This window comes from Streptomyces sp. JLSY215 (genome assembly GCF_059682825.1).
Genome location: NZ_CM185022.1, coordinates 4649586 through 4668166, shown reverse-complemented (window position 1 = coordinate 4668166; position 18581 = coordinate 4649586). Strand labels below are relative to the sequence as shown.

20 protein-coding genes are annotated in these 18581 nt (G+C 71.2%); 12 read left to right on the top strand and 8 right to left on the bottom strand.

From position 1 onward, the window contains the following. Nucleotides 1–103: 103 nt before the first annotated feature. The 3 genes from AC5677_RS20925 (at nucleotide 104) to AC5677_RS20915 (ending at nucleotide 4128) form a co-directional block, all read left to right on the top strand. Nucleotides 104–709 carry a TetR/AcrR family transcriptional regulator gene (locus AC5677_RS20925; protein WP_497189448.1) on the top strand — a complete coding sequence of 202 codons (606 nt, stop codon included), beginning with the start codon at nucleotides 104–106 and terminating at the stop codon, nucleotides 707–709. Between the two features lie 538 nt (nucleotides 710–1247). Next, complete coding sequence (gene helR, locus AC5677_RS20920) at nucleotides 1248–3425, top strand: RNA polymerase recycling motor ATPase HelR (RefSeq protein ID WP_497189447.1); 2178 nt, start codon at nucleotides 1248–1250, stop codon at nucleotides 3423–3425. Between the two features lie 121 nt (nucleotides 3426–3546). Further along, the gene (locus AC5677_RS20915; protein WP_497189446.1) at nucleotides 3547–4128 is read left to right on the top strand and encodes a hypothetical protein; all 582 of its coding nucleotides are present in this window, start codon (nucleotides 3547–3549) and stop codon (nucleotides 4126–4128) included. 141 nt (nucleotides 4129–4269) lie between these two features. On the opposite strand, the gene AC5677_RS20910 is transcribed toward AC5677_RS20915, so the two are convergent. Continuing rightward, nucleotides 4270–4905, bottom strand: coding sequence for a hypothetical protein (locus AC5677_RS20910; protein ID WP_497189445.1), 636 nt, complete (start codon nucleotides 4903–4905; stop codon nucleotides 4270–4272). 100 nt (nucleotides 4906–5005) lie between these two features. Continuing rightward, nucleotides 5006–5692: a TetR/AcrR family transcriptional regulator gene (locus AC5677_RS20905; RefSeq protein WP_497189444.1), complete on the bottom strand. Its 687-nt coding sequence runs from the start codon at nucleotides 5690–5692 to the stop codon at nucleotides 5006–5008. A 127-nt stretch (nucleotides 5693–5819) separates the two neighbouring features. Between AC5677_RS20905 and AC5677_RS20900 the strand changes: the two genes are divergently transcribed. Both AC5677_RS20900 and AC5677_RS20895 read left to right on the top strand, forming a co-directional pair. Continuing rightward, nucleotides 5820–6437, top strand: a complete 618-nt coding sequence (locus AC5677_RS20900) for an NADPH-dependent FMN reductase (protein WP_497189443.1) — start codon at nucleotides 5820–5822, stop codon at nucleotides 6435–6437. 8 nt (nucleotides 6438–6445) lie between these two features. Beyond that, complete coding sequence (locus tag AC5677_RS20895; RefSeq protein WP_497189442.1) at nucleotides 6446–7933, top strand: DHA2 family efflux MFS transporter permease subunit; 1488 nt, start codon at nucleotides 6446–6448, stop codon at nucleotides 7931–7933. A gap of 54 nt (nucleotides 7934–7987) precedes the next feature. On the opposite strand, the gene AC5677_RS20890 is transcribed toward AC5677_RS20895, so the two are convergent. Further along, complete coding sequence (locus tag AC5677_RS20890; RefSeq protein ID WP_497189441.1) at nucleotides 7988–8635, bottom strand: response regulator transcription factor; 648 nt, start codon at nucleotides 8633–8635, stop codon at nucleotides 7988–7990. Next, on the bottom strand, nucleotides 8620–9876 hold the full coding sequence (locus AC5677_RS20885; protein WP_497189440.1) for a sensor histidine kinase: 1257 nt from the start codon (nucleotides 9874–9876) through the stop codon (nucleotides 8620–8622). Before AC5677_RS20885 ends, AC5677_RS20890 begins: the two co-directional genes overlap by 16 nt. A 289-nt stretch (nucleotides 9877–10165) precedes the next feature. Between AC5677_RS20885 and AC5677_RS20880 the strand changes: the two genes are divergently transcribed. After that, complete coding sequence (locus AC5677_RS20880) at nucleotides 10166–10648, top strand: hypothetical protein (protein WP_497189439.1); 483 nt, start codon at nucleotides 10166–10168, stop codon at nucleotides 10646–10648. A gap of 55 nt (nucleotides 10649–10703) precedes the next feature. Here the strand turns inward: AC5677_RS20880 and AC5677_RS20875 are convergent, their stop codons facing one another. Beyond that, complete coding sequence (locus AC5677_RS20875) at nucleotides 10704–11321, bottom strand: TetR/AcrR family transcriptional regulator (RefSeq protein ID WP_497189438.1); 618 nt, start codon at nucleotides 11319–11321, stop codon at nucleotides 10704–10706. Between the two features lie 169 nt (nucleotides 11322–11490). On the opposite strand from AC5677_RS20875, the gene AC5677_RS20870 reads away from it, so the two are divergent. Beyond that, complete coding sequence (locus tag AC5677_RS20870; RefSeq protein WP_497189437.1) at nucleotides 11491–11928, top strand: nuclear transport factor 2 family protein; 438 nt, start codon at nucleotides 11491–11493, stop codon at nucleotides 11926–11928. On the opposite strand, the gene pdxR is transcribed toward AC5677_RS20870, so the two are convergent. After that, nucleotides 11916–13502, bottom strand: a complete 1587-nt coding sequence (gene pdxR, locus AC5677_RS20865) for a MocR-like pyridoxine biosynthesis transcription factor PdxR (RefSeq protein ID WP_497189436.1) — start codon at nucleotides 13500–13502, stop codon at nucleotides 11916–11918. The genes AC5677_RS20870 and pdxR overlap by 13 nt on opposite strands. Before the next feature lie 383 nt (nucleotides 13503–13885). Here pdxR and AC5677_RS20860 point away from each other — a divergent pair, with 383 nt between their 5' ends. The 4 genes from AC5677_RS20860 to AC5677_RS20845 all read left to right on the top strand — a co-directional run bounded on the left by AC5677_RS20860 (nucleotide 13886) and on the right by AC5677_RS20845 (nucleotide 16786). Continuing rightward, entirely contained in the window at nucleotides 13886–14539 is a 654-nt protein-coding gene (locus AC5677_RS20860; protein ID WP_497189435.1) for a TetR/AcrR family transcriptional regulator, read from the top strand. Next, on the top strand, nucleotides 14536–15183 hold the full coding sequence (locus tag AC5677_RS20855) for a peroxiredoxin-like family protein (protein WP_497189434.1): 648 nt from the start codon (nucleotides 14536–14538) through the stop codon (nucleotides 15181–15183). The genes AC5677_RS20860 and AC5677_RS20855 overlap by 4 nt, the downstream gene beginning before the upstream one ends. A gap of 173 nt (nucleotides 15184–15356) precedes the next feature. Then, nucleotides 15357–15608 carry an NfeD C-terminal domain-containing protein gene (locus AC5677_RS20850; RefSeq protein WP_497189433.1) on the top strand — a complete coding sequence of 84 codons (252 nt, stop codon included), beginning with the start codon at nucleotides 15357–15359 and terminating at the stop codon, nucleotides 15606–15608. An 11-nt stretch (nucleotides 15609–15619) separates the two neighbouring features. Continuing rightward, nucleotides 15620–16786, top strand: coding sequence for a flotillin family protein (locus AC5677_RS20845; RefSeq protein ID WP_497189432.1), 1167 nt, complete (start codon nucleotides 15620–15622; stop codon nucleotides 16784–16786). Between the two features lie 96 nt (nucleotides 16787–16882). On the opposite strand, the gene AC5677_RS20840 is transcribed toward AC5677_RS20845, so the two are convergent. Then, nucleotides 16883–17542 carry a hypothetical protein gene (locus tag AC5677_RS20840; RefSeq protein ID WP_497189431.1) on the bottom strand — a complete coding sequence of 220 codons (660 nt, stop codon included), beginning with the start codon at nucleotides 17540–17542 and terminating at the stop codon, nucleotides 16883–16885. 71 nt (nucleotides 17543–17613) lie between these two features. Here AC5677_RS20840 and AC5677_RS20835 point away from each other — a divergent pair, with 71 nt between their 5' ends. Beyond that, nucleotides 17614–17964, top strand: coding sequence for a hypothetical protein (locus tag AC5677_RS20835; protein ID WP_497189430.1), 351 nt, complete (start codon nucleotides 17614–17616; stop codon nucleotides 17962–17964). Between the two features lie 92 nt (nucleotides 17965–18056). Here AC5677_RS20835 and AC5677_RS20830 read toward each other — a convergent pair whose 3' ends face one another. Further along, on the bottom strand, nucleotides 18057–18578 hold the full coding sequence (locus AC5677_RS20830) for a MarR family winged helix-turn-helix transcriptional regulator (RefSeq protein ID WP_497189429.1): 522 nt from the start codon (nucleotides 18576–18578) through the stop codon (nucleotides 18057–18059). Nucleotides 18579–18581: the final 3 nt, after the last annotated feature.

Here is an 18581-nt window from a genome sequence, read left to right as displayed (position 1 = left end):
CTCACCCCTCCACAAAAACACAGCAGCTCTAAAAGTGCAATCGATACGACTTTTGAGTTGCTCGCCTTTACGAGCGAATCGCCTCACGGGGTAGGGTGGGGGCATGGCCGAGACGACGACGGGGCGCCGCGAGCGCAAGAAGGCCCAGACCCGGCAGGCCCTGGCGGATGCCGCCATGCGGCTGTTCACCGAGCGCGGCTTCGACAACGTCGGTGTGCGTGACGTGGCGGAGGCGGCCGATGTCTCGCTGAGCACGCTCTTCAAGCACTTCCCCAGCAAGGAAGCCCTCGTCTTCGACCTGGACGCGGATCTCGAAAGCGCCCTGGTCGCCGCCGTGCGCGAGCGCGCCCCCGGCCGGTCCGCGCTGCAGGCTCTGCGCGACCACATGGTGCACAGCCGCACCGCCGTGCGGACCGACGACCCGACGTTCCGGCTCGTCGACTCCACCCCCGCGCTGCGGGATTACGCCCGGCGCATGTGGTCGCGCCACGAGAAGGCCTTGGCCGCCGCCCTCGCCGATGCCACCGGTCTGCCCCCGGACGACCTCGCCGTCATGAGCCTGGCGCGCTTCGCCCTGGAAGCCCCCGGCCTCGCCCGCGCGAGCGAGGACCCGGCCCGGGCCATGCACGACCTGTTCGACCTGCTGGAACACGGCTGGGGCGGCACCGCCCTGGCGCGAGAGGGAGACCGCCCCGCTCAGGACGGGTGAGCCCGAACGGCGTGGGGACTACGCGGTGTTGCCGACCACGTCGCGGAACCGGAGAGCGCACCCACGGCCGACCGGCCCGGCGAGCGTCGCCGCCCTGCTGCTGACGTACTGAGCGCACGACACAAAGCACCGGCCTCAAGGCCTCAGCGCTGACCTGTCTGCCAGTTGGTCTGTTTGCCTGCTGGTTTGTCGGTCCGCTGATCGCTACACCTCGGCACTGGTCTCCACACCTCACGGTGGACCAAGTCGCCTGGGACGGACCGGGCAAGCGATACCCCACCCCTTGCCACTCTCAACGTATAGCGCACTGGGGGGCTTGCGGCAAGGCCCCGGTCGTACCGCAGAATCGCTGACCTGAGCCCGAACCTACGGAAATAGGTGATTCGCGCAGTGCGCACAATGTTGTCTGCTTATGGGGCGTGTGGAGACGCCGAGCCGATGGTGGGACTCGCGCTGCGGCTGCGGGCACTCGGCGCCGCGGCGTGGATATGCGCGCGACCGGGCATCGCGGGAGCGATCTCCGAAGGGAGCCGATGACATGACCAGCCCCCTGACCACCACGGCGTTCGCCCTTCCCGAGCGCCTCTCCGCCAAGGCCGACCCGACACTGATCGCCGGCGACGAGGCGCACTTCGCGGCCATCGCGGAGTGCCTCCAGCGGTCGATCGCCGACCTGTCCGGCCGCCTCGACGCCGAGCGCAAGGCGCCCGGTGGCCTGGGACGGGCGGCGATGGACCGCGACGCGGAGGTCCACCGGCTGACCGCTCGCCTGCGCACCCTGCGGCGCTTCGGTCTGGATCTGTGCCTCGGACGCATCGTCAGCACGGACGATCCCGACAACACCGAGCCCGTCTACATCGGACGGCTCGGCCTCACCGACGACACGGGCCGCCGGCTGCTGATCGACTGGCGCTCCCCCGCGGCCGAGCCGTTCTTCGCCGCGACCCACGCCGACCCGATGGGGCTGGCAAGCCGCCGCCGGTATCGCTGGACCGATGGCCGGATCGGCGACTACTGGGACGAGGTGTTCACCGCGGACGGGCTCGACGGACACGCCGCGCTCGACGACCAGTCCGCCTTCATCGCCAGCCTGGGCAGCAACCGTTCGTCCCGGATGCGCGACGTACTCGGCACCATCCAGGCCGACCAGGACGCCATCATCCGCGCCGGTTCCCGCGGCGCGCTCGTCGTGGACGGCGGCCCGGGTACGGGCAAGACCGTCGTCGCGCTGCACCGCTCCGCCCACCTCCTCTACTCCGACCCTCGCCTCGGTCACCGTCGGGGCGGCGTGCTGTTCGTCGGTCCGCACCGGCCCTACCTGTCCTATGTCGCCGATGTCCTCCCCAGCCTCGGCGAGGAGGGTGTGCAGACCTGCATCGTGCAGGACCTCGTCGCCGAGGGAGCCACCGCGGCGATCGAGTCCGATCCGGAGGTGGCCGCGCTGAAGTCGTCCGCGGAGCTGGTGAAGGCGATCGAGAAGGCCGTCCGGTTCTACGAAGAGCCGCCCGCCGAGGGGATGACGGTATCGACCCACTGGGACGACCTCTGGCTGAGCGCCGACGATTGGGCCGAGGCGTTCGACGCGCCGGAACCAGGCACTCCCCACAACGAGGCGCGCGAACAGATCTGGGCGGAGCTGGTCACGATCCTGCTGGACAAGAGCGGCGGGGACAACATCCCGCCCGACCTGTTCCAGCGGTCGCTGAGGGAGGACAAAGAGCTGGTCACGACCCTCAATCGCGCATGGCCGATGCTGGAGGCCGCCGACCTCGTCGGAGACCTGTGGACGGTACCCGCCTACCTGCGGCTGTGCGCCCCCTGGCTCAGCCGCGACGACATCCGCAAGCTGCAGCGCCCGGACGCCCAGGCCTGGACGGTGTCCGACCTGCCGCTCCTGGACGCCGCGCGGCAGCGGCTCGGCGACCCCGAGGCGGCACGGCGAAAGCGCCGGCACAACGCCGCCGTTGCCGCCGAGCGCGAGCGGATGGCGGACGTCATCGACGGGATCATCCAGGCCGACGACGACGGCGAAGGCGCGGTCACGATGCTGCGCGGTCAGGACCTTCAGGACAGCCTGATCGACGAGAGCGCCCTGCCCGGCGCCGACCCCGACCGGCTCGCCGGCCCGTTCGCGCACATCGTCGTGGACGAGGCCCAGGAACTGACCGACGCCGAATGGCAGATGCTGCTGCTCCGCTGCCCGTCCCGGAGCTTCACCATCGTCGGGGACCGCGCCCAGGCACAGCGCGGGTTCACCGAGTCGTGGCAGGAACGCCTGGAGCGGATCGGACTCGACCGGATCAACGTGGCCTCGCTGAGCATCAATTACCGCACCCCGGAGGAGGTCATGGCCGAGGCCGAGCCGGTCATTCGGGCCGCGCTCCCGGATGCCAATGTGCCGACCTCCATCCGCAGCAGCGGCGTCCCCGTCGTCCACGGATCCGTTGCCGATCTGGACGCGGTCCTCGACAGCTGGCTGGCCGCACATGCCGACGGGGTCGCCTGCGTCATCGGCGCTGGTGGCACCGGAGTTGGCGCGTTCCGGCCATCGCCCCGCATCCGGTCGCTGACCCCCGAGCTGTCGAAGGGGCTCGAATTCGATCTGGTCGTCCTCATCGATCCCGAGTCGTTCGGCACGGGGATCGAAGGCGCGGTCGACCGTTATGTCGCGATGACCCGGGCGACCCAGCAACTCGTCATTCTCACCAGCTCCTGACACCGACCCAGGCGACAGAGATCTTCCTCCATCTTCCGTCGCCTTCCTTCGCCTTCCTTCGCCTTCTCTCTTCTTCCTTTATGAGGGCGGAGATCAGCAAGGATTACTACCCTGCGGAAGCATGACCTACATCTTCGACGTGTTCACCGAGGCACGCGACGGCGCCACTCTCTCCGGATTCGTGCAGTACCGCTCCACCGACGGCTACGGGTTCTCCCAAGAGCCCGAATTCGGGCTGCAACTCATCATGGATGCCTGGTACGAGTGCCGTAAATTCGGCGACGGGTCCGTCTCCGCCGCGACGGAATCCGAGTTCAACGAGCTTTTCGAGCTCTATCTCGGCCGGAAGGTACGCGTGGACGAGGAGGGCTATCTGCTCGAAGACGGCTCCACGGACGTGCGGATACCTCGCGTCAAGGCGGAGGATTTCTATAAGAACCAGCTCCATCCCTACGGAGGGCGAGGCTCCTCGGAGGGGGTCCACTACATCGCTCTCGCTCCCCGGCCCGCCGAGTTCGCCCGCCGCACCGCGAAAATCATCGTCTCATTCGAACTCAGCGAAGAAGAATCCGACGAAGGAGACGAAGGAGAAGGCGCGCTCGCCTGGTTCACGATCGAAGTGAGCGATCCCCGCTATCTCGATCACTTGACCAAGAACACGCACTTCCAAACGGCCTTCACCGGCCATCTCCCCTTTATGTAGATTCACCCGGATCTGATTTCAGGGCTGTCCCGGCCGGCGCCTGAGCAGGCCGGGGCAGTTCGTTCCGCGGACGGGGAGCACTTGTCTTCCGCGCGCCGTTCCGGGCGTCCGCCCTGTCGAGCCCCCGCCGCGCACGACCCGCTATTTGTCCGGGAGTATGTCGGAGGGCTCCAGCACCGCATCGGCGATGTCGTCCTCCACGAACTGCCGCAGCCAGTCGGCGAACCGCTGACCGTGCTCGTCCATGGCCGCCTTCAGAATGACCCCGGGATCCGCGGGCCGGGTGAGGCCGAAGTTCTCCTGCAGCCATGCGAGATAGGCAGCATTCCCGCCGTCGCGCCCTTCGTCCTCGTCCTCGCCCTCGCCCCCATCCCCGTCCCCGTCCCCGTCCCCGTCCTCGTCCTCGTCACCGTCGAGGTACCACTCGTGGTCGATCGCGAGCAGCCGGAGCAGGTCGGACAGACCGGACGCGACGACATCGAGGTCGCCTTCGTCGCCGAACCGGATGACGGGCAGCGTCGCCAGGTGCTCGCGGTCGTCGCACCGCCACAGCGCATAGAACGAGCCGGACGCGCTGGCCTGCGCGAACGGGACGAGCCGCGCCAGGAAGCGCAGCCGGTCCGGGTCCTGCGTATCGCGCAGGTCGAACCACTCCACCAGTCCGGCGTCGGGCCGCCCGTACGCATACAGCTCGAACCCGTCCGAGACGTAACGGTGCTGATCCTCGAATTCCTTGAGCAGGTTCAGCTGAGGAATGGGCGAGTACGCGTCACTCATGGCGCCTCCGCAACGCGAAGAAGGGACCTACCGACGCCATCGACGCTAGCCCCAGGGTCTGACAATCCGGCCGACGGCAAGGGCAGGCCCGTTCGCCGCCTCAGCCCGCGGAGCCGTACGCCCGCAGGAAGGCCCGGACTCCGGCCGTGGTGAGCCGTTCGGTCTCCTCTTGTGGGAGGGGGTTCACGCCCCAGTAGGAGCGGTGCACGATGTCGGTCGAGGTGAGCGTCATGAAATGCGCGGCGGCCTGGGCCGGATCGCCGTGCGCGTCGATCAGGCCGTGGTCGTCCAACGCGGCCATGACGGCGCGGAATTCGCGCCCCACCGCGCGCGGCCCGGCCTCCTGCCAGGCGTCCAGGACCTCGGCCGGGACGTGCCCGGCCTCCGCGTAGATGTGCCGGACCAGCGAGAAGTGGTTGCGGAAGTCCGCCATCAGACGGATCCAGGCACGGGCGAGGGCGAGCAGATCGCGCTCCAGGTCCTCGGGGCGCGGCGGGCGCTCCGGGTCCAGGTACTTGTGCAGCAGCGTGAGCTGCTCGTCCCGTACCTGACCCGAACTCCACTGCACGACCGTGCGGAACAACTCCTCCTTCCCGCCGGGGAAGTGGTTGTAGAGGGTGCGGGTGGAGGCGCCGGCCTCGGCGGCGATCGCGTCGATGCCCGCGCGGGAGTAGCCGTCCCGCCCGAAGACCTCGCACGCGGCCTGCACGATCGCCGCCGCCTTGTTCGCCCGGCCGCCCCGCGGGGCCGTCCTCGCCGCCTTCTCGCCGGCCTTTGCACTGGTCATCGCCGCTGCCCTCCCATGCCCACCAGGATAATTACAACCAGCGTTGCATTTTCTACAACGCTAGTTGTACTTTACCGGACGTGGCCGCATCCCGCGGCCCGCAACGAGGGAACCAAGGGGATTCGCCATGTCCGACACCACGCCCGCCCACGACTCCGCTCTCCGCGTCGCCGTCATCGTCGCCAGCGCCCGCGGCGGCCGCGTCGGCCCGTCCGTCGCCGACTGGTTCACCGGCCAGGTCCGCGACCGCACCGACATCGAGTGCGACCTCGTCGACGTCGCCGACCTGGCCCTGCCGGTGGCCATGCCCGGCTGGGACGGCACTCCCGCTCCCGCCCCGGAGACCGCGGCCGCGCTCGCCGACGTCAGCCCGCGGCTGGCCGCCGCCGACGCCTTCGTCGTCGTCACCCCCGAGTACAACCACAGCTTCCCGGCCTCCCTGAAGAACCTCATCGACTGGCACTACACCCAGTGGCAGGCCAAGCCGGTCGGCTTCGTCTCCTACGGCGGGCTGGGCGGCGGGCTGCGCGCCGTCGAACAACTGCGGCAGGTCTTCGCCGAGCTGCACGCCATGACCGTGCGCGACTCCGTCAGCCTGCACGGCCCCTGGTCCGGGCTCGGCCCGGACGGCCGGCCGCGCGACGCGGAGGTGTGCGAGGGCGCCGCCAAGGGCATGGTCGACCAGTTGGTGTGGTGGGGCCGCGCGCTGCGCACCGCCCGCGCCGATCACCCGTACGGGAAGTGACGAGGGTGATGAGCACCGGCAGCCGTCCGGGGGCCGCCATCGCCCCCGGCCCCCGATCCGCACCCGGCCTGGGCGGCATCCTCACCGTCGTCATCATCGGCTCGATCATGTCCGTACTGGACGTGACCATCGTCAATGTCGCGCTGCATCCGCTGGCGGTGGCGTTCGGCGCGCCGGTCGCCGCCGTCCAGTGGGTCGCCACCGGCTACACCCTCGCGCTCGCCGCCGTCATCCCGGTCGCGGCCTGGGCCATGGGCCGCTTCGGCGCCAAGCGCAGCTATCTCACCGCCATCGCGCTGTTCGTCGCCGGCTCCGCGCTGGCCTCACTGGCCTGGAACATCGAGACGCTGGTGGCGTTCCGGGTGGTGCAGGGGCTCGGCGGCGGCCTGCTGATGCCGGTCGGCATGACCATGGTCATCCGCGCCGCGGACCGGGAGCGGATGGGCCGGCCGATGGCGCTGCTCGGCATCCCGGTCCTGATCGGTCCGGTGAGCGGTCCGGTCCTGGGCGGCTGGCTGATCGACGCCGCGTCCTGGCACTGGATCTTCCTGGTCAACCTGCCGGTCGGTGCGGCCGCGCTGGCACTGGCGGCGCGGCTGCTGCCGCGCGACGCGCCCCAGCCGGCGCGGCGGCTGGACGTGCCGGGACTGCTGATGCTGTCGCCGGGCCTGGCCCTGCTCCTCTACGGGCTGTCCACCGGCGGCGAACGCGGCGACTTCACCGCACCCGCAGCGCTGCTTCCCGCCGGCACCGGACTGCTGCTGACCGTCGCCTTCGTCGTCCGAGGGCTGACAACCGATCACCCCCTGTTGCAGCTGCGGCTGTTCCGCGATCGCACCTTCGCCGCGGGCATCGCCACCATGGTGCTGTTCCCCTGCGGTTACTTCGGCTCGATGCTGCTGACGCCGATGTACTACCAGACGGCGCGGGGGCTGAGCGCCGCCGCCTCGGGCCTGCTGGGCGCCCCGCTGGCGGTCGCCGTGGGCACGTCCATGCAGATCGCCACGCGCCGGATCGACAGGGTGTCCCCGCGGCTGATGGTCGTCTCGGGCATCGCGGTGGCCGCCGCCGGGCTGTCCCTGTTCGCCGCTCAGATCGGGCCGGACACCCCGTACTGGCGGCTGTGCGGCGCCCTGCTGGTGATGGGCACCGGGGTCGGCATGGTGATGATGCCGGTCAATGCGACGGCGACCCGGGGGCTGGCCCCCGACGACGTTCCGTCCGGCAGCACCACGCTGAACATCGTCTCCCAGGTCGGGACGTCGATCGGTACGGCGCTGATGTCGGTGCTGCTGGCGTCGAACACGGCGGACTCGGCGGGCGCGGTGGAGCGGGCGGGCGCGTTCCGGCACACCTACTGGTGGGCGGTGGCGCTGCTGGCCCTCGCGGCGGTCCCGGCGCTGCTGCTGCCGGCACGGCGGCGCCCCGGCAGATCACCGGCTCCGGCATCGGCCGCACCGGCGTCGACGGCTCCGGCATCGACGACTGCGGCCTGACGAGACCGCCCGACGGCTCCGGCGTCGGCCCGCACGGGGTGAACAGCGCTCCCCTCACGGCTTGTTGAGGTAGGCCAGCACGGCGAGGACGCGGCGGTTGCTGTTGTCGTCATCGGTGATGCCGAGTTTGCCGAACATGGAGGTGGTGTACTTGCTGATGGCGCTGTCGCTGAGGAAGAGCCGCTGGGCGATGGCCTGGTTGGACAGGCCTTCGGCCATGAGGGCGAGCACGGAGTGTTCGCGTTCGGTGAGCCCCTCCAGCCGTCGGTTCGAGGACCCGGCGGAGAGCAGTTTGGTGATGACGGCCGGGTCCATGGCGGTCCCGCCGCCGGCGACGCGTTCCAGCGCGTCGATGAACTGATCGGCGTCGAAGACGCTTTCCTTGAGGAAGTAGCCGATGCCGCCGGCGCCGTCGGCCAGGAGCTCGCGGGCATAGAGCTGTTCGACGTGCTGGGAGAGAATCAGGACCGGCAGTCCGGGCAGTTCGCGGCGGGCCGCAAGCACCGCCCGCAGGCCCTCGTCCGACTGGGTGGGTGGCATGCGGACATCGACGAGGGACACATCCGGCCGCCACTTCAGCAGCGCGTCCAGCGTCTCGGGTCCGGTGGCCGCCGTCGCCACCACCTGGTGTCCGTACGCCTCCAGGAGACGGACCATGCCGTCGCGCAGGAGGTAGAGGTCTTCGGCTACAACGATTCGCATGGCACCACCATGGTTGCGCGGGTCGGGCCGCCCGTCGGACTGCTGATCCCCAGGGTGCCGTCGAAGACCGTGAGGCGGCGGCGCAGCCCCGCAAGTCCGCCGTCGACGCGCATGGTGGCGCCGCCGCGGCCGTCGTCCGTCACTTCGACGACGATGCCGGTGTCGTCCCGGGTGAGATGGATGTGCGCCCGGGTCGCGCGGGCGTGCTTGGCCGCGTTGGTCAGCAGTTCGGCGATCCCGAAGTACAGGGCGGACTCGATCGGCGGGTCGAGGTGGAGTTGGACGTGCGCGCTGACGGTCGCTTCGAGCGGGCTGTCCAGGGCAAGGGCGCGCACGGCGTCGACGAGTCCGCGCTCGTTCAGTACCGGCGGGTTGATTCCCCTGACCAGTTCGCGGAGTTCGGTGAGCGAGGTGGCGGCGCCGGTGCGCGCCTCCCGCATCAGCGCCTTGGCCCGTTCGGGGTCGGTTTCCATCAGTTTCTCCGCGGTCGCCAGGGAGAGCCCGAGCGCGACCAGGCGTGCCTGCGCTCCGTCGTGCAGGTCCCGTTCGATCCGGCGGATCTCGGCGGCCTGCGCGACGGTGGCATCCGCGCGTTGGGCGGTCAGCTCGTCCACCCGGTCCGCCAGCACCCGGGCGGGCGATGCGCCCAGGAAGCGGACGGCCACCGGACCGAGGGGCCGCCAGGCGTACGGGGCGGCGGCGACGGCCACGACCAGGCCGAGCGCCCCGATGGCGCTCGCGGCGGGCGTGGCCCGGGAGAAGCTGATGCACGCCGCCACGACTCCGGCCGGCGGGACGGCCGCGATCAGGCCCACGGTGAACGGCGCGATCACCGTGAACCGCAGGTCGCGCCGGCCTGCGGGATCGCTCCACCGGATCCGCAACCGCTGCTCGCGGCGGGCGTCGCGGCTGCTGCGCGTGTAGGAATAGCCGTTCCACCAGTACCCGGTGGACATCCGCACCACCGGACCGGGCTCCCGGTATCCGGCGGGAATGACGGTGGCGGTCCACTTCGCCACGAGGGAGCGGAACATCCCGCAGACCGGGCGGGACAGGGCGAAGGTGCCGAGAGAGGCCCAGACGATCTCCGGGATCCACGCCCACGGGCTGCCCGCCCACCAGATCCCCAGCACCACCGCGGCGGCCCAGACGGCCGGGACCAGCATGCTGACGACCAGCAGCACACACGCCCGGACGAGCCCCGCGCCGGCACTTGCCGCCCACGACACCAGCTGTCGCATGATCATTCCTTCTCGTTCGATGGCCCCGACCGCACCGCGGCTCCCGCGTACTGCCGCACTGACTGCCGCACTGGGCTGCTGTACGGCGCTGCTGCACGGTGCCGCCGCACGGCCCCGGCCCGGCCGGTTCGACTTGGTGCCTCCACTGTGCGCCGCACGGAGCCCGTTACCCGCCGGATCGGCCCGGAAGTGGGTCTGGCCCCACCCACCCGTACGTCCAGGCCCATACCGGGCCCCTCATGCGCTCCCTAGCGTCGACACCCCACCGACGAGACGAAGGAAGCACGCCATGGCAACGACCCACCGCGCCACCGCCACCGCGCCTGCCGCGGCCACCCACCGCACCGCGGCGGAGGCGGACCGCCTCCGCCGTCCGCGCATCCAACGGGCCTTCGACCGGGCGAAGATCCTCATCGCGGCCTACGGTGCGCTGAGCGCCGTCGTCCTCGTGGCGGTCGTCGTGCTCGCGCTCACCGGACACCCGGTGACCTCGTTCATGTGGGGCCGGTCGGGCGGAGTGCTCGCGAGCGCGGCGGTGCTCTACTGGCTGACCGTCCTCGCCGCACGCGGAACACGGTGGGCCTACCTGCGCGTGCGCATCCTCTCGGTGCTCATGCCGTTCGTGATCGTCGCCGTCGACGCGATCCCCGGTGTCTGTCCGCTGTGGTTCGGCCTGGCGCAGACCGTCTGCGCGCTCCCCCTCGCCGCCGCCGCGTTCCTCAGCAACGGCGCCGTCCTGCGCGCCGCGTTCCCCAGGAAGTCCCCGGTGTGAGCGTGCAGTACTCCCCGGTGTGCGCGTGTCCGCGCGGGGCACGGCGGCCGGCGCATCAAGGTGAGCCGCCCGCTTCCGCCGCCACCAGTACCCGCGCCGCGCCCCGGGCCCGATGCGCCGCATCCGGGCTCCCGGAGAGCGCCGCCATGGTGATCGCACCATCCACCAGAAGCGCCAACTGGCCGCCCAGTACGTCCGGTTCGGGTGCCCCGAGATCGCCGGCCAGTCCGGTGAGATAGCTCAGCAGCGCCTCCTTGTGCCGCCGGGCGGCGGATGCCACGGCCTCGGAGGTGGCGCCCAGCTCACCGAAGGAGTTGAGGAAGGCGCAGCCGCGGAAGCCGGGGGCGGCGAACCAGGTGTGGAGCCAGTCGAAGACGGCGGACAGGCGGTCTTCGGGGGTCGCGGCGCACTCGTCGACATGGGCGGTGAGGGCGTCGCGCCAGCGGGTGTCGCGGCGTTCGAGGTAGGCGGCGACGAGGTCGTTCTTGGAGGGGAAGCAGCCGTAGAGGCGCTTGAGGGAGACCCCGGCCGCGGTGCGGAGTTCATCCATGCCGACGGCCTGGATGCCGCGGTCGTAGAAGAGCCGGTCGGCGGCGTCGAGTATCCGCGTGCGGGGATCGTCCGCGGCCGTTCCCCCACCGTCGCCGCCGTCGCCCGCCTTGCCCTGGCCCATCCCTGACTCCCGCTTCCCTTGCGCACTTCCCTTGAGCGCTCCCCTTGAGTGCTCCCCTTGAGCGCTTCCCTGGAGAACGCGCGTTCTCTACACTAGCCGGGACGACGGGAGAACGACCGTTCTCCGCAGGTCGTCATCAAGAACCGCGCACGAGAAGGAGTCCTCCGACATGACGTCACGGCCACCGTTCCCGCCCTTCGACGGGCCCAGCGCACGGCAAAAGGTGCAGGCCGCGGAGGATGCGTGGAACACCCGCGATCCCGAGCGCGTCTCGCTCGCCTACACCGAGGACTCGGTCTGGCGGAACCGGGACACCTTCCTCACCGGCCGCGACGAGATCGTCGCCTTCCTGCGCAAGAAGTGGGAACGGGAGCTGGACTACGCGCTGCGCAAGGAGCTCTGGTCGTACGACGGGAACCGGATCGCGGTGCGGTTCCAGTACGAGTGCCGCGATGCGGGCGGGCAGTGGTGGCGCAGCTACGGCAACGAGCTGTGGGAATTCGCGGACAACGGGCTGATGCGGCGGCGGGAGGCGAGCATCAACGACGTACCGATCGCGGAATCGGAGCGGCGGATCTTCGGGGCGCGAAGCGCTCAGGACAGCTGACGGAGGGCCTCGCCGATCAGGGCCACGCCCTCGGCGATGGCCGCCGGGGAACTCGCGGCGTAGCCGAGGACGAGCCCCGGCGGGTGGGGGCGCTGACTGTGCCAGGAAAGGGGCTGGGCCTTCACCCCGGCGGCGAGGGCGGTGGCGGCCAGGACGGTGTCCACGACGCGGGTGTCGACGACGCGGGTGTCCATGTCGCGGGTGTCCATGTCGCGGGTGTCCATGTCGCGGGTGTCCGTGCGGCCGACGGGCCGTTCGAAGGTGATCGTCAGATGCAGCCCCGCCGCCGCCCCGTGCACCACCGCGCCCGGGAGATGCCTGCGGATCGCCTCGATCATCGCGTCCCGGCGGCGGCGATGACGGGTGCGCAGCAGCCGGAGCCGGCGTTCCAGTTCGCCCGATTCCATCAGGTGGGCCAGCACGTGCTGCGGCAGTACGGCGTTACCGAGGTCGGCGAAGCGCTTGGCGTCGACCAGGGCGTCCCGGTAGCGCGGCGGCGCGAGCAGCCAGCCCACCCGCAGGGCGGGCGCGAGCAGCTTGGAGACGCTGCCCGCGTAGAAGACGTGCTCGGCGAGCATGGCCCGCAGCGCGGGCACCGGCGGGCGGTCGTAGCGGTGCTCGGCGTCGTAGTCGTCCTCGATGATCAGGCCGCCCTCGCCCGCCCAGTCCAGCAGCTCGCGGCGCCTGCGGCCGCCGAGCACCACCCCGGTGGGGAACTGATGCGCCGGGGTGAGCATGACGGCGGGCGCGCATGCGGCCCGCAGGGCATCGACGCGTACGCCGTCGGCGTCCACCGGGACGGGCGGGGTCTCCAGCTGCCCGCTCCGCAGCTGCTGGCGTGCGCCGAGCGATCCGGGGTCCTCCACCGCGACCTCGGAGATGCCGTCGCGCCGCAGCACCTGGGCGATCAGGCCGAGCGCCTGCGCGGTCCCGGCGACGATCAGCACCTCCGCCGGATCCGCCCTGATCCCGCGGTTGCGGGCCAGCCAGTTGGCGACGGCGCGGCGGAGGGGCGCGGCGCCGCGGGGGTCGCCGTACCCGAGGTCGGAGGCGGGGACGGTCCGCAGAACGGCGCGTTCGGCGCGCAGCCATGCCGCGCGGGGGAACGCCGCCAGGTCGGGCACTCCGGGCGAGAGGTCGATGCGGGCCGGTGCGGCGCGCAGGGCATCGAAGACGTCCAGGCCGGGAGGCGCGGCGAAGAGCGCACTCCGGGACGGGCGCGGCGACGGCTCGTCGGGTACCGGCGCGGGCGCCGCCAGGGGCGCGGCGACGACGACCGTACCGGCCCGCCCCCGCCCCGCCACCTGTCCGTCCTCGGTCAGCCGCTGGTACGCCTCGGTCACCACGCCTCGGGACACCCGCAGGTCAGCGGCGAGCGCCCGGGTGGCGGGCAGCTTGCTCCCCACCGGGAGGCGGCCGTCGGAGATCGCCAGCCGCAACTGCCGGGCCAGCCAGTCGGCACGCCCGCCCCTGGGCGCGTCGTCGATGGACAGCTGGAGGAAATCGGCGCCGGGGGAAGCGGCTCCCGGCGGGGTGAGGGATCGCTCGGCAGGATCATCGGGGGGCCTGTTCACGGGTCCATTCTTGCGGCGCGGTGAATTCAGTTACGGGGAGGGCGAGTTGAAGGCGATGCGGGTGCGGGGACGCGTCGCGGCGCGGAGCGCCGCGGTATCGCTGCTGGGTGCCCGGCCGCGGAGCGGCGCTGCTGCCCTTCCTGCCCCGCACCGCGGCGCCGCGCGCCCAGGCGCCCGCCGAACGCGCCAACACCCCGTCGAATCCGGGAACTTAACCCTCAGTCACCGAAAACCCCTTGGCAATCGCTCGCAGTTGACTTAACTTGGACTGAACGTTCCAAGATTCGTGGGTGCGTTCGTCGGCGCTTTCACGGGCGCATCCGTGGCCGCGTCCGCGGACACAGGCACAGGCACAGGCACAGGCACAGGCACAGGGAGGCTCCATGTCGCCGGACATCAAGCACTTCAACCCCGATGTCGTACTCGACGACGCGGTGCGCGTCTTCTGGCGCCAGGGCCTGCCCGCCACGGGGATACAGGCACTGGTTTCCGCGACGGGCCTGAGCCGCTCCAGCCTCTACGCAACGTTCGGCAACAAGGACGGTCTCTACGCCGCCGCCCTGGGGCGCTATATAGCGCAGCACTCCACACCCGCGTTCGCCGCGCTCGCCGCCGATCCCTCGGGGCTGACCGCGATCGAGGAGTTCTTCACGGGCCTGATCGGGCTGCGCTGTTCCGGTCCGGTCGCCGGCTGGGGCTGCATGGTCACCAACGCCCACGCCGGGCCGGAATGCGCCGACCCCGCGATACGCGCACTGCTCGACGCGCATCACCACACCCTCCAGTCGGCCATGCGTTCCGCGCTGAGCACGGCCGCCGGGCTCGGGCAGCTCGACGCGCCCGTCGACCTGGACGCCGCGGCTGCCGTGCTCGCGACCCTGGCGTACGGGGTCAATCTGCGCTCCCGCGCGGGCGCCTCCCCCGACACGCTGCGGGAGTCCGTGGCGGGCGCCCTGGCCCCGCTGCGCGCCCGCCCGACGGCCGCCCCCACACCCACACCCCCCACGCCCACACCCCAGGAGGTACCACCGCAATGAGCCTCAACGACGAGCTCAAGGCCTTCTACAACGCCCGCGCACACGAGATCCCGGCCGCCGCACACGAGGTCATGGGGCGGGCCGCGGCCGAACTCGCCGCCTCCGGCCAAGCCGGCCGCGCCCTGAACGTCGGCGACACCGCCCCCCGCTTCGGCCTCCCCGCCGCGGACGGCACCACCGTGACCCTGGACGCCCTGCTGGCCGACGGACCGGTCGTGCTCACCTTCTATCGCGGCGCCTGGTGCCCGTTCTGCAATCTGGCGCTGCGGGCCCTTCAGCAGCGGCACGGCGAGATCACCGCCCGCGGCGCCCAGCTGGTGGCCGTATCGCCGCAGATCCCCGACGAATCCCTCTCCCTCGCCGAGAAGCACGCGCTCGCCTTCCCGGTCCTCAGCGACCTCGGCTCCGACACCGCCAAGGGATACGGCCTCAGCTTCGACCTCTCCGAAGAGCTGGCCGCCGTCTACGACTCCCTGGGCTTCGACCTGCAGCGCGTGAATGGCGGCCATCCGTACACGCTCCCCATACCCGCCACCTACGTCATCGACCGCGACGCCGTCATCCGGTGGGCCTTCGTCGACACCGACTACAAGGCCCGCGCCGAACCGTCCGACATCCTGGCCGCCCTCGACGCGCTGTCCTGACCCGGCGCACCGCCCCGCACCCACCCGGAACGCCCCTGCGGCATCCGCCCGGCGCTCCCGCCCGGCCCGCCCGTGACGGCGCCTGCAGCTCGAAAGCCCCTGAGGATAGGCCCCCGGCCGGGGGGAGCGCTATGGTCGGATTTCCAGGAACGTAACGGGGAAGGCAGTCGCCGATGGCGCAGGATGATGCCGTGATCGGCTGCACGGGGGTGCTGTTGATCGGCACTCGTGGGGCCGTCGGCCCCGGTGAGGTACTGGTGTCGATCCGAGGTGGCTCCGAGGCCTTCGTCGCCTGGTCGGCCGAGCCCCTCCCGGTGGGTGCGACGGTGCTCGTGATCGAGTCCCGCGGCGCGCGCCAGGTCGACGTTATCGAGTGGGCTGATCCGTTGGAGGCGTTGGCCGGCGATCCCGGCAACGCCGGTTGAGGAGTCAAAGGATGTTCGGTTACCGCGTTCCTGCCCCCGATCAAGCCATGCTGATCTCGGGAGGCAAGCGTGGACAGGGTGGCGCGCCATTCCGGGTGGTGACCGGTCATGGCAAGTTCGTACTGCCCGTCTTCCGCAAGGTCCGCTTTCTGACACTGGCGATGTGCGAGGCGGAGGTCGCGGAGAAGTGCGTCACCCGGCAGGGCATCGCGCTGACGGTCCGCGCCGTGATCGCTTTCAAGGTCGGCAACGACACCGAGAGCGTGGTCAACGCCGGCCAGCGCTTCCTGTCCGACCAGGACCAGATGGCCGTGCTGACCGGCCGGATCTTCGCCGGTCATCTGCGGTCCATCATCGGTTCGATGACGGTCGAGGAGATCGTCACGGAGCGCCAGAAGCTGGCCACCGAGGTGCTGGAGACGTCCAAGACGGAAATGGCGAAGATCGGCCTGATCGTCGACTCGCTGCAGATCCAGTCGATCGACGACGGTGACACCGGCTATATCGCCGCGATGTCGGCCCCGCACAAGGCCGCCATCCAGCAGAAGGCGCAGATCTCCCAGGCCCAGGCCACCCAGGCGTCGGTCGAGGCACAGCAGGAGGCCGCGCGTAATCAGGCCGAGTACCAGCGGCGGACGGCCATCGTCCAGGCCGAGTACAACGCCGAGGTCGAGCGCGCCCAGGCGATGGCCGCGCAGGCCGGTCCGCTGGCGCAGGCGCATGCGCAGCAGGAGGTGCTGGCCGCCCAGACCGAGCTGGCCGAGCGCGCCGCGAAGCTGCGTCAGCAGCAACTGGTCGCCGAGGTCGTCAAGCCCGCCGAGGCGGAGGCCGAGCGCATCCGGCTGCTGGCCCTGGCCGAGGCCGAGCGGATGAAGATCCAGGCCGAGGCCGCCGCGTCGTACGACCGGGTGGCGCTGGACCGCATGGTCATCGACCAGCTCCCGCAGATCGTCAAGGAGGCCTCGGCCGGCCTCCAGGGCGCCAACGTCAACGTCCTCAACGGCGCCGACGGCCTCGGCGAGATCGCCGCCGGCCTGGTCGGCCAGGGCCTGACCATCCTCGACTCGGTCCGCCGCAACCTCGGCGCCACCGACGCGCCCGACAACAACGCCGGCAAGAGCGACACCACGGGCCCGGCCAACGGCCAGGGCCGCACCGGCCGGATCGAGATCGAATAACTGAGGAGTGGAGGTGGGCGGGGGAGGGACGGCCGTCCCTCCCCCGCCTCCCGGAAAAGTCCCGCCTCCCGGAACGGTCCGGCCGGCGCCGAGCCGTCAGCGCCCCGGGCGGCGGCTGAGGTCGGGGCGGCCGAGGTGACCGGAGGCGCGCTGGGCCTCGCCCAGCCAAAGCTGCGGCGGGGCGTACTGCCGGACGGCCGCTGTCACCTTCTCCTTGCTGCCCGCCGGGACCGGCAGCCGGTAGCGCAGGCGCGGCAGGCCGGGCGCGATCGGGTCCTCGTCGCGGACCAGCGCCCAGAGCACCGGATCGCGGTCATCGATGGGGCCGCTGGGGCAGAGTTCGACGGAGTACTGCTTCGCCCGTCCCAGCTTGCTCCAGTAGATGCCGACCCCGGCCAGCACGGCCCAGGGGACGAGCCCCCGCGCCGTGCCGTTGTCCAGCCACACGCCGGCGCGGTCCACCAGGATCGCCACCCGCCTGCCGCGCCATATCGGGATCCCGAGGAGCACCCCGACAGAGCCGAGCACCAGCATCATCAGCAGGCCGAGCAGGCCCTTGATCGAGAACTCGCCCTTCGCCGTGCCGGTGAGCAGCATGATCAGCCCGACCACACCGACCAGACCCAGGGCAATCAGCAGCAGGCAGAGAGGGAGACTGGTCAGCGCACCACGGCGGCCGGTACGCACCACGGTCGCGTCGGGCGCCGGCGAAGGCTGTGATGGCTGTGATGGCTGTGGCGTATGTGGCATGGACATGCTTCCGCAGTCTACGCAGGACCCCCGTACACCCGCCCGGCCGCTTCTCCGCACACGTAAGCTTCCACCCCATGACCGAAGTTGGGGACGAGAACGGCCGAACCGAGCAGCTGCGCGCCGCCTTTCAGCAGCAGGACGCGTCCGGGCGCGCCGAGCAGGCGGCACGCGAGCGGGCACAGAAGCGCCGGGCGCACACCGTGGCGGCCGTAGGGGCGGCCGTCATTGGCGTCATTGTGCTCGTCTACCGGCTCACGCGCGGTGAACGCGTCGGCGCCTGGACCGCCCTCATCGCCGCGGGCCTCTGCCTCGCCACCCTGGGCGGCTTCCTCGCCAGGCGCGACCGGCCCCGCCTGTCCTTCACCGCCACCGTGGCCGGCCTTCTCCTGACGTCGACCAGCGACATGGTCGGCGGCGTGCCGTAAAGCACGTGTCGCAAAGCGCGTGCCGTAAAGAGCATGCCGTAATCGTCTGCCGTGAACGCCTGCCGTGAAGCCGAGCCCGCCCCCGCCGGGCCTTACGCCCCCCGCCCGCGCTGACGGTCCTCCTGCGCATGCTTGTCCCGGGCGTAGGCCACCAGATGGTTGAGCACGGCGACGGTGGTGGCGACATCCTCGTCGTCGAAGCCGGCGAGGGCTTCGTGCAGGCCGGCCTGACTGGTCTCCTGGAGGCTTCTGAGGACGGATCTGCCGCGCGGGGTGATCGCCACCTTGCGGGCCCGCCGGTCCAGGGTGTCGGCGGTGCGCTCGACGAGGTCCTGGGATTCCAACTGGCCGATCTGCCGCGTGACATGAGGCGGCTCGACCATGAGCAGGGCGGCCAGGTCGCCGACCCGGCTGACGCCACCGCTGTCCTCCAGCGCCATCAGCAGCCACAGATCGGAGCGGGCCACCGCGACCCCCGCCAGCGCCGCCTGACGCTCGTGCGCCCGGGAGCGGGTCAGCAGGTAGGACAGCGTGGCCAGCACGCTCTGCAGCGCGGCGGTGGAGTCCTGTTCGCGGTCCCGGTCGTGGGTCCGTTCTCTTGCGGGGTCCGGCATGGG

Excerpts from the sequence above, each read along its gene's own strand:
- AC5677_RS20925 (WP_497189448.1), top strand. The coding sequence starts at position 104 with ATGGCCGAGACGACGACGGGGCGCCGCGAGCGCAAGAAGGCCCAGACC.
- helR (WP_497189447.1), top strand. The coding sequence starts at position 1,248 with ATGACCAGCCCCCTGACCACCACGGCGTTCGCCCTTCCCGAGCGCCTC.
- AC5677_RS20915 (WP_497189446.1), top strand. The coding sequence starts at position 3,547 with ATGACCTACATCTTCGACGTGTTCACCGAGGCACGCGACGGCGCCACT.
- AC5677_RS20910 (WP_497189445.1), bottom strand. The coding sequence starts at position 4,905 with ATGAGTGACGCGTACTCGCCCATTCCTCAGCTGAACCTGCTCAAGGAA.
- AC5677_RS20905 (WP_497189444.1), bottom strand. The coding sequence starts at position 5,692 with ATGACCAGTGCAAAGGCCGGCGAGAAGGCGGCGAGGACGGCCCCGCGG.
- AC5677_RS20900 (WP_497189443.1), top strand. The coding sequence starts at position 5,820 with ATGTCCGACACCACGCCCGCCCACGACTCCGCTCTCCGCGTCGCCGTC.
- AC5677_RS20895 (WP_497189442.1), top strand. The coding sequence starts at position 6,446 with ATGAGCACCGGCAGCCGTCCGGGGGCCGCCATCGCCCCCGGCCCCCGA.
- AC5677_RS20890 (WP_497189441.1), bottom strand. The coding sequence starts at position 8,635 with ATGCGAATCGTTGTAGCCGAAGACCTCTACCTCCTGCGCGACGGCATG.
- AC5677_RS20885 (WP_497189440.1), bottom strand. The coding sequence starts at position 9,876 with ATGCGACAGCTGGTGTCGTGGGCGGCAAGTGCCGGCGCGGGGCTCGTC.
- AC5677_RS20880 (WP_497189439.1), top strand. The coding sequence starts at position 10,166 with ATGGCAACGACCCACCGCGCCACCGCCACCGCGCCTGCCGCGGCCACC.
- AC5677_RS20875 (WP_497189438.1), bottom strand. The coding sequence starts at position 11,321 with ATGGGCCAGGGCAAGGCGGGCGACGGCGGCGACGGTGGGGGAACGGCC.
- AC5677_RS20870 (WP_497189437.1), top strand. The coding sequence starts at position 11,491 with ATGACGTCACGGCCACCGTTCCCGCCCTTCGACGGGCCCAGCGCACGG.
- AC5677_RS20860 (WP_497189435.1), top strand. The coding sequence starts at position 13,886 with ATGTCGCCGGACATCAAGCACTTCAACCCCGATGTCGTACTCGACGAC.
- AC5677_RS20855 (WP_497189434.1), top strand. The coding sequence starts at position 14,536 with ATGAGCCTCAACGACGAGCTCAAGGCCTTCTACAACGCCCGCGCACAC.
- AC5677_RS20850 (WP_497189433.1), top strand. The coding sequence starts at position 15,357 with ATGGCGCAGGATGATGCCGTGATCGGCTGCACGGGGGTGCTGTTGATC.
- AC5677_RS20845 (WP_497189432.1), top strand. The coding sequence starts at position 15,620 with ATGTTCGGTTACCGCGTTCCTGCCCCCGATCAAGCCATGCTGATCTCG.
- AC5677_RS20840 (WP_497189431.1), bottom strand. The coding sequence starts at position 17,542 with ATGTCCATGCCACATACGCCACAGCCATCACAGCCATCACAGCCTTCG.
- AC5677_RS20835 (WP_497189430.1), top strand. The coding sequence starts at position 17,614 with ATGACCGAAGTTGGGGACGAGAACGGCCGAACCGAGCAGCTGCGCGCC.
- AC5677_RS20830 (WP_497189429.1), bottom strand. The coding sequence starts at position 18,578 with ATGCCGGACCCCGCAAGAGAACGGACCCACGACCGGGACCGCGAACAG.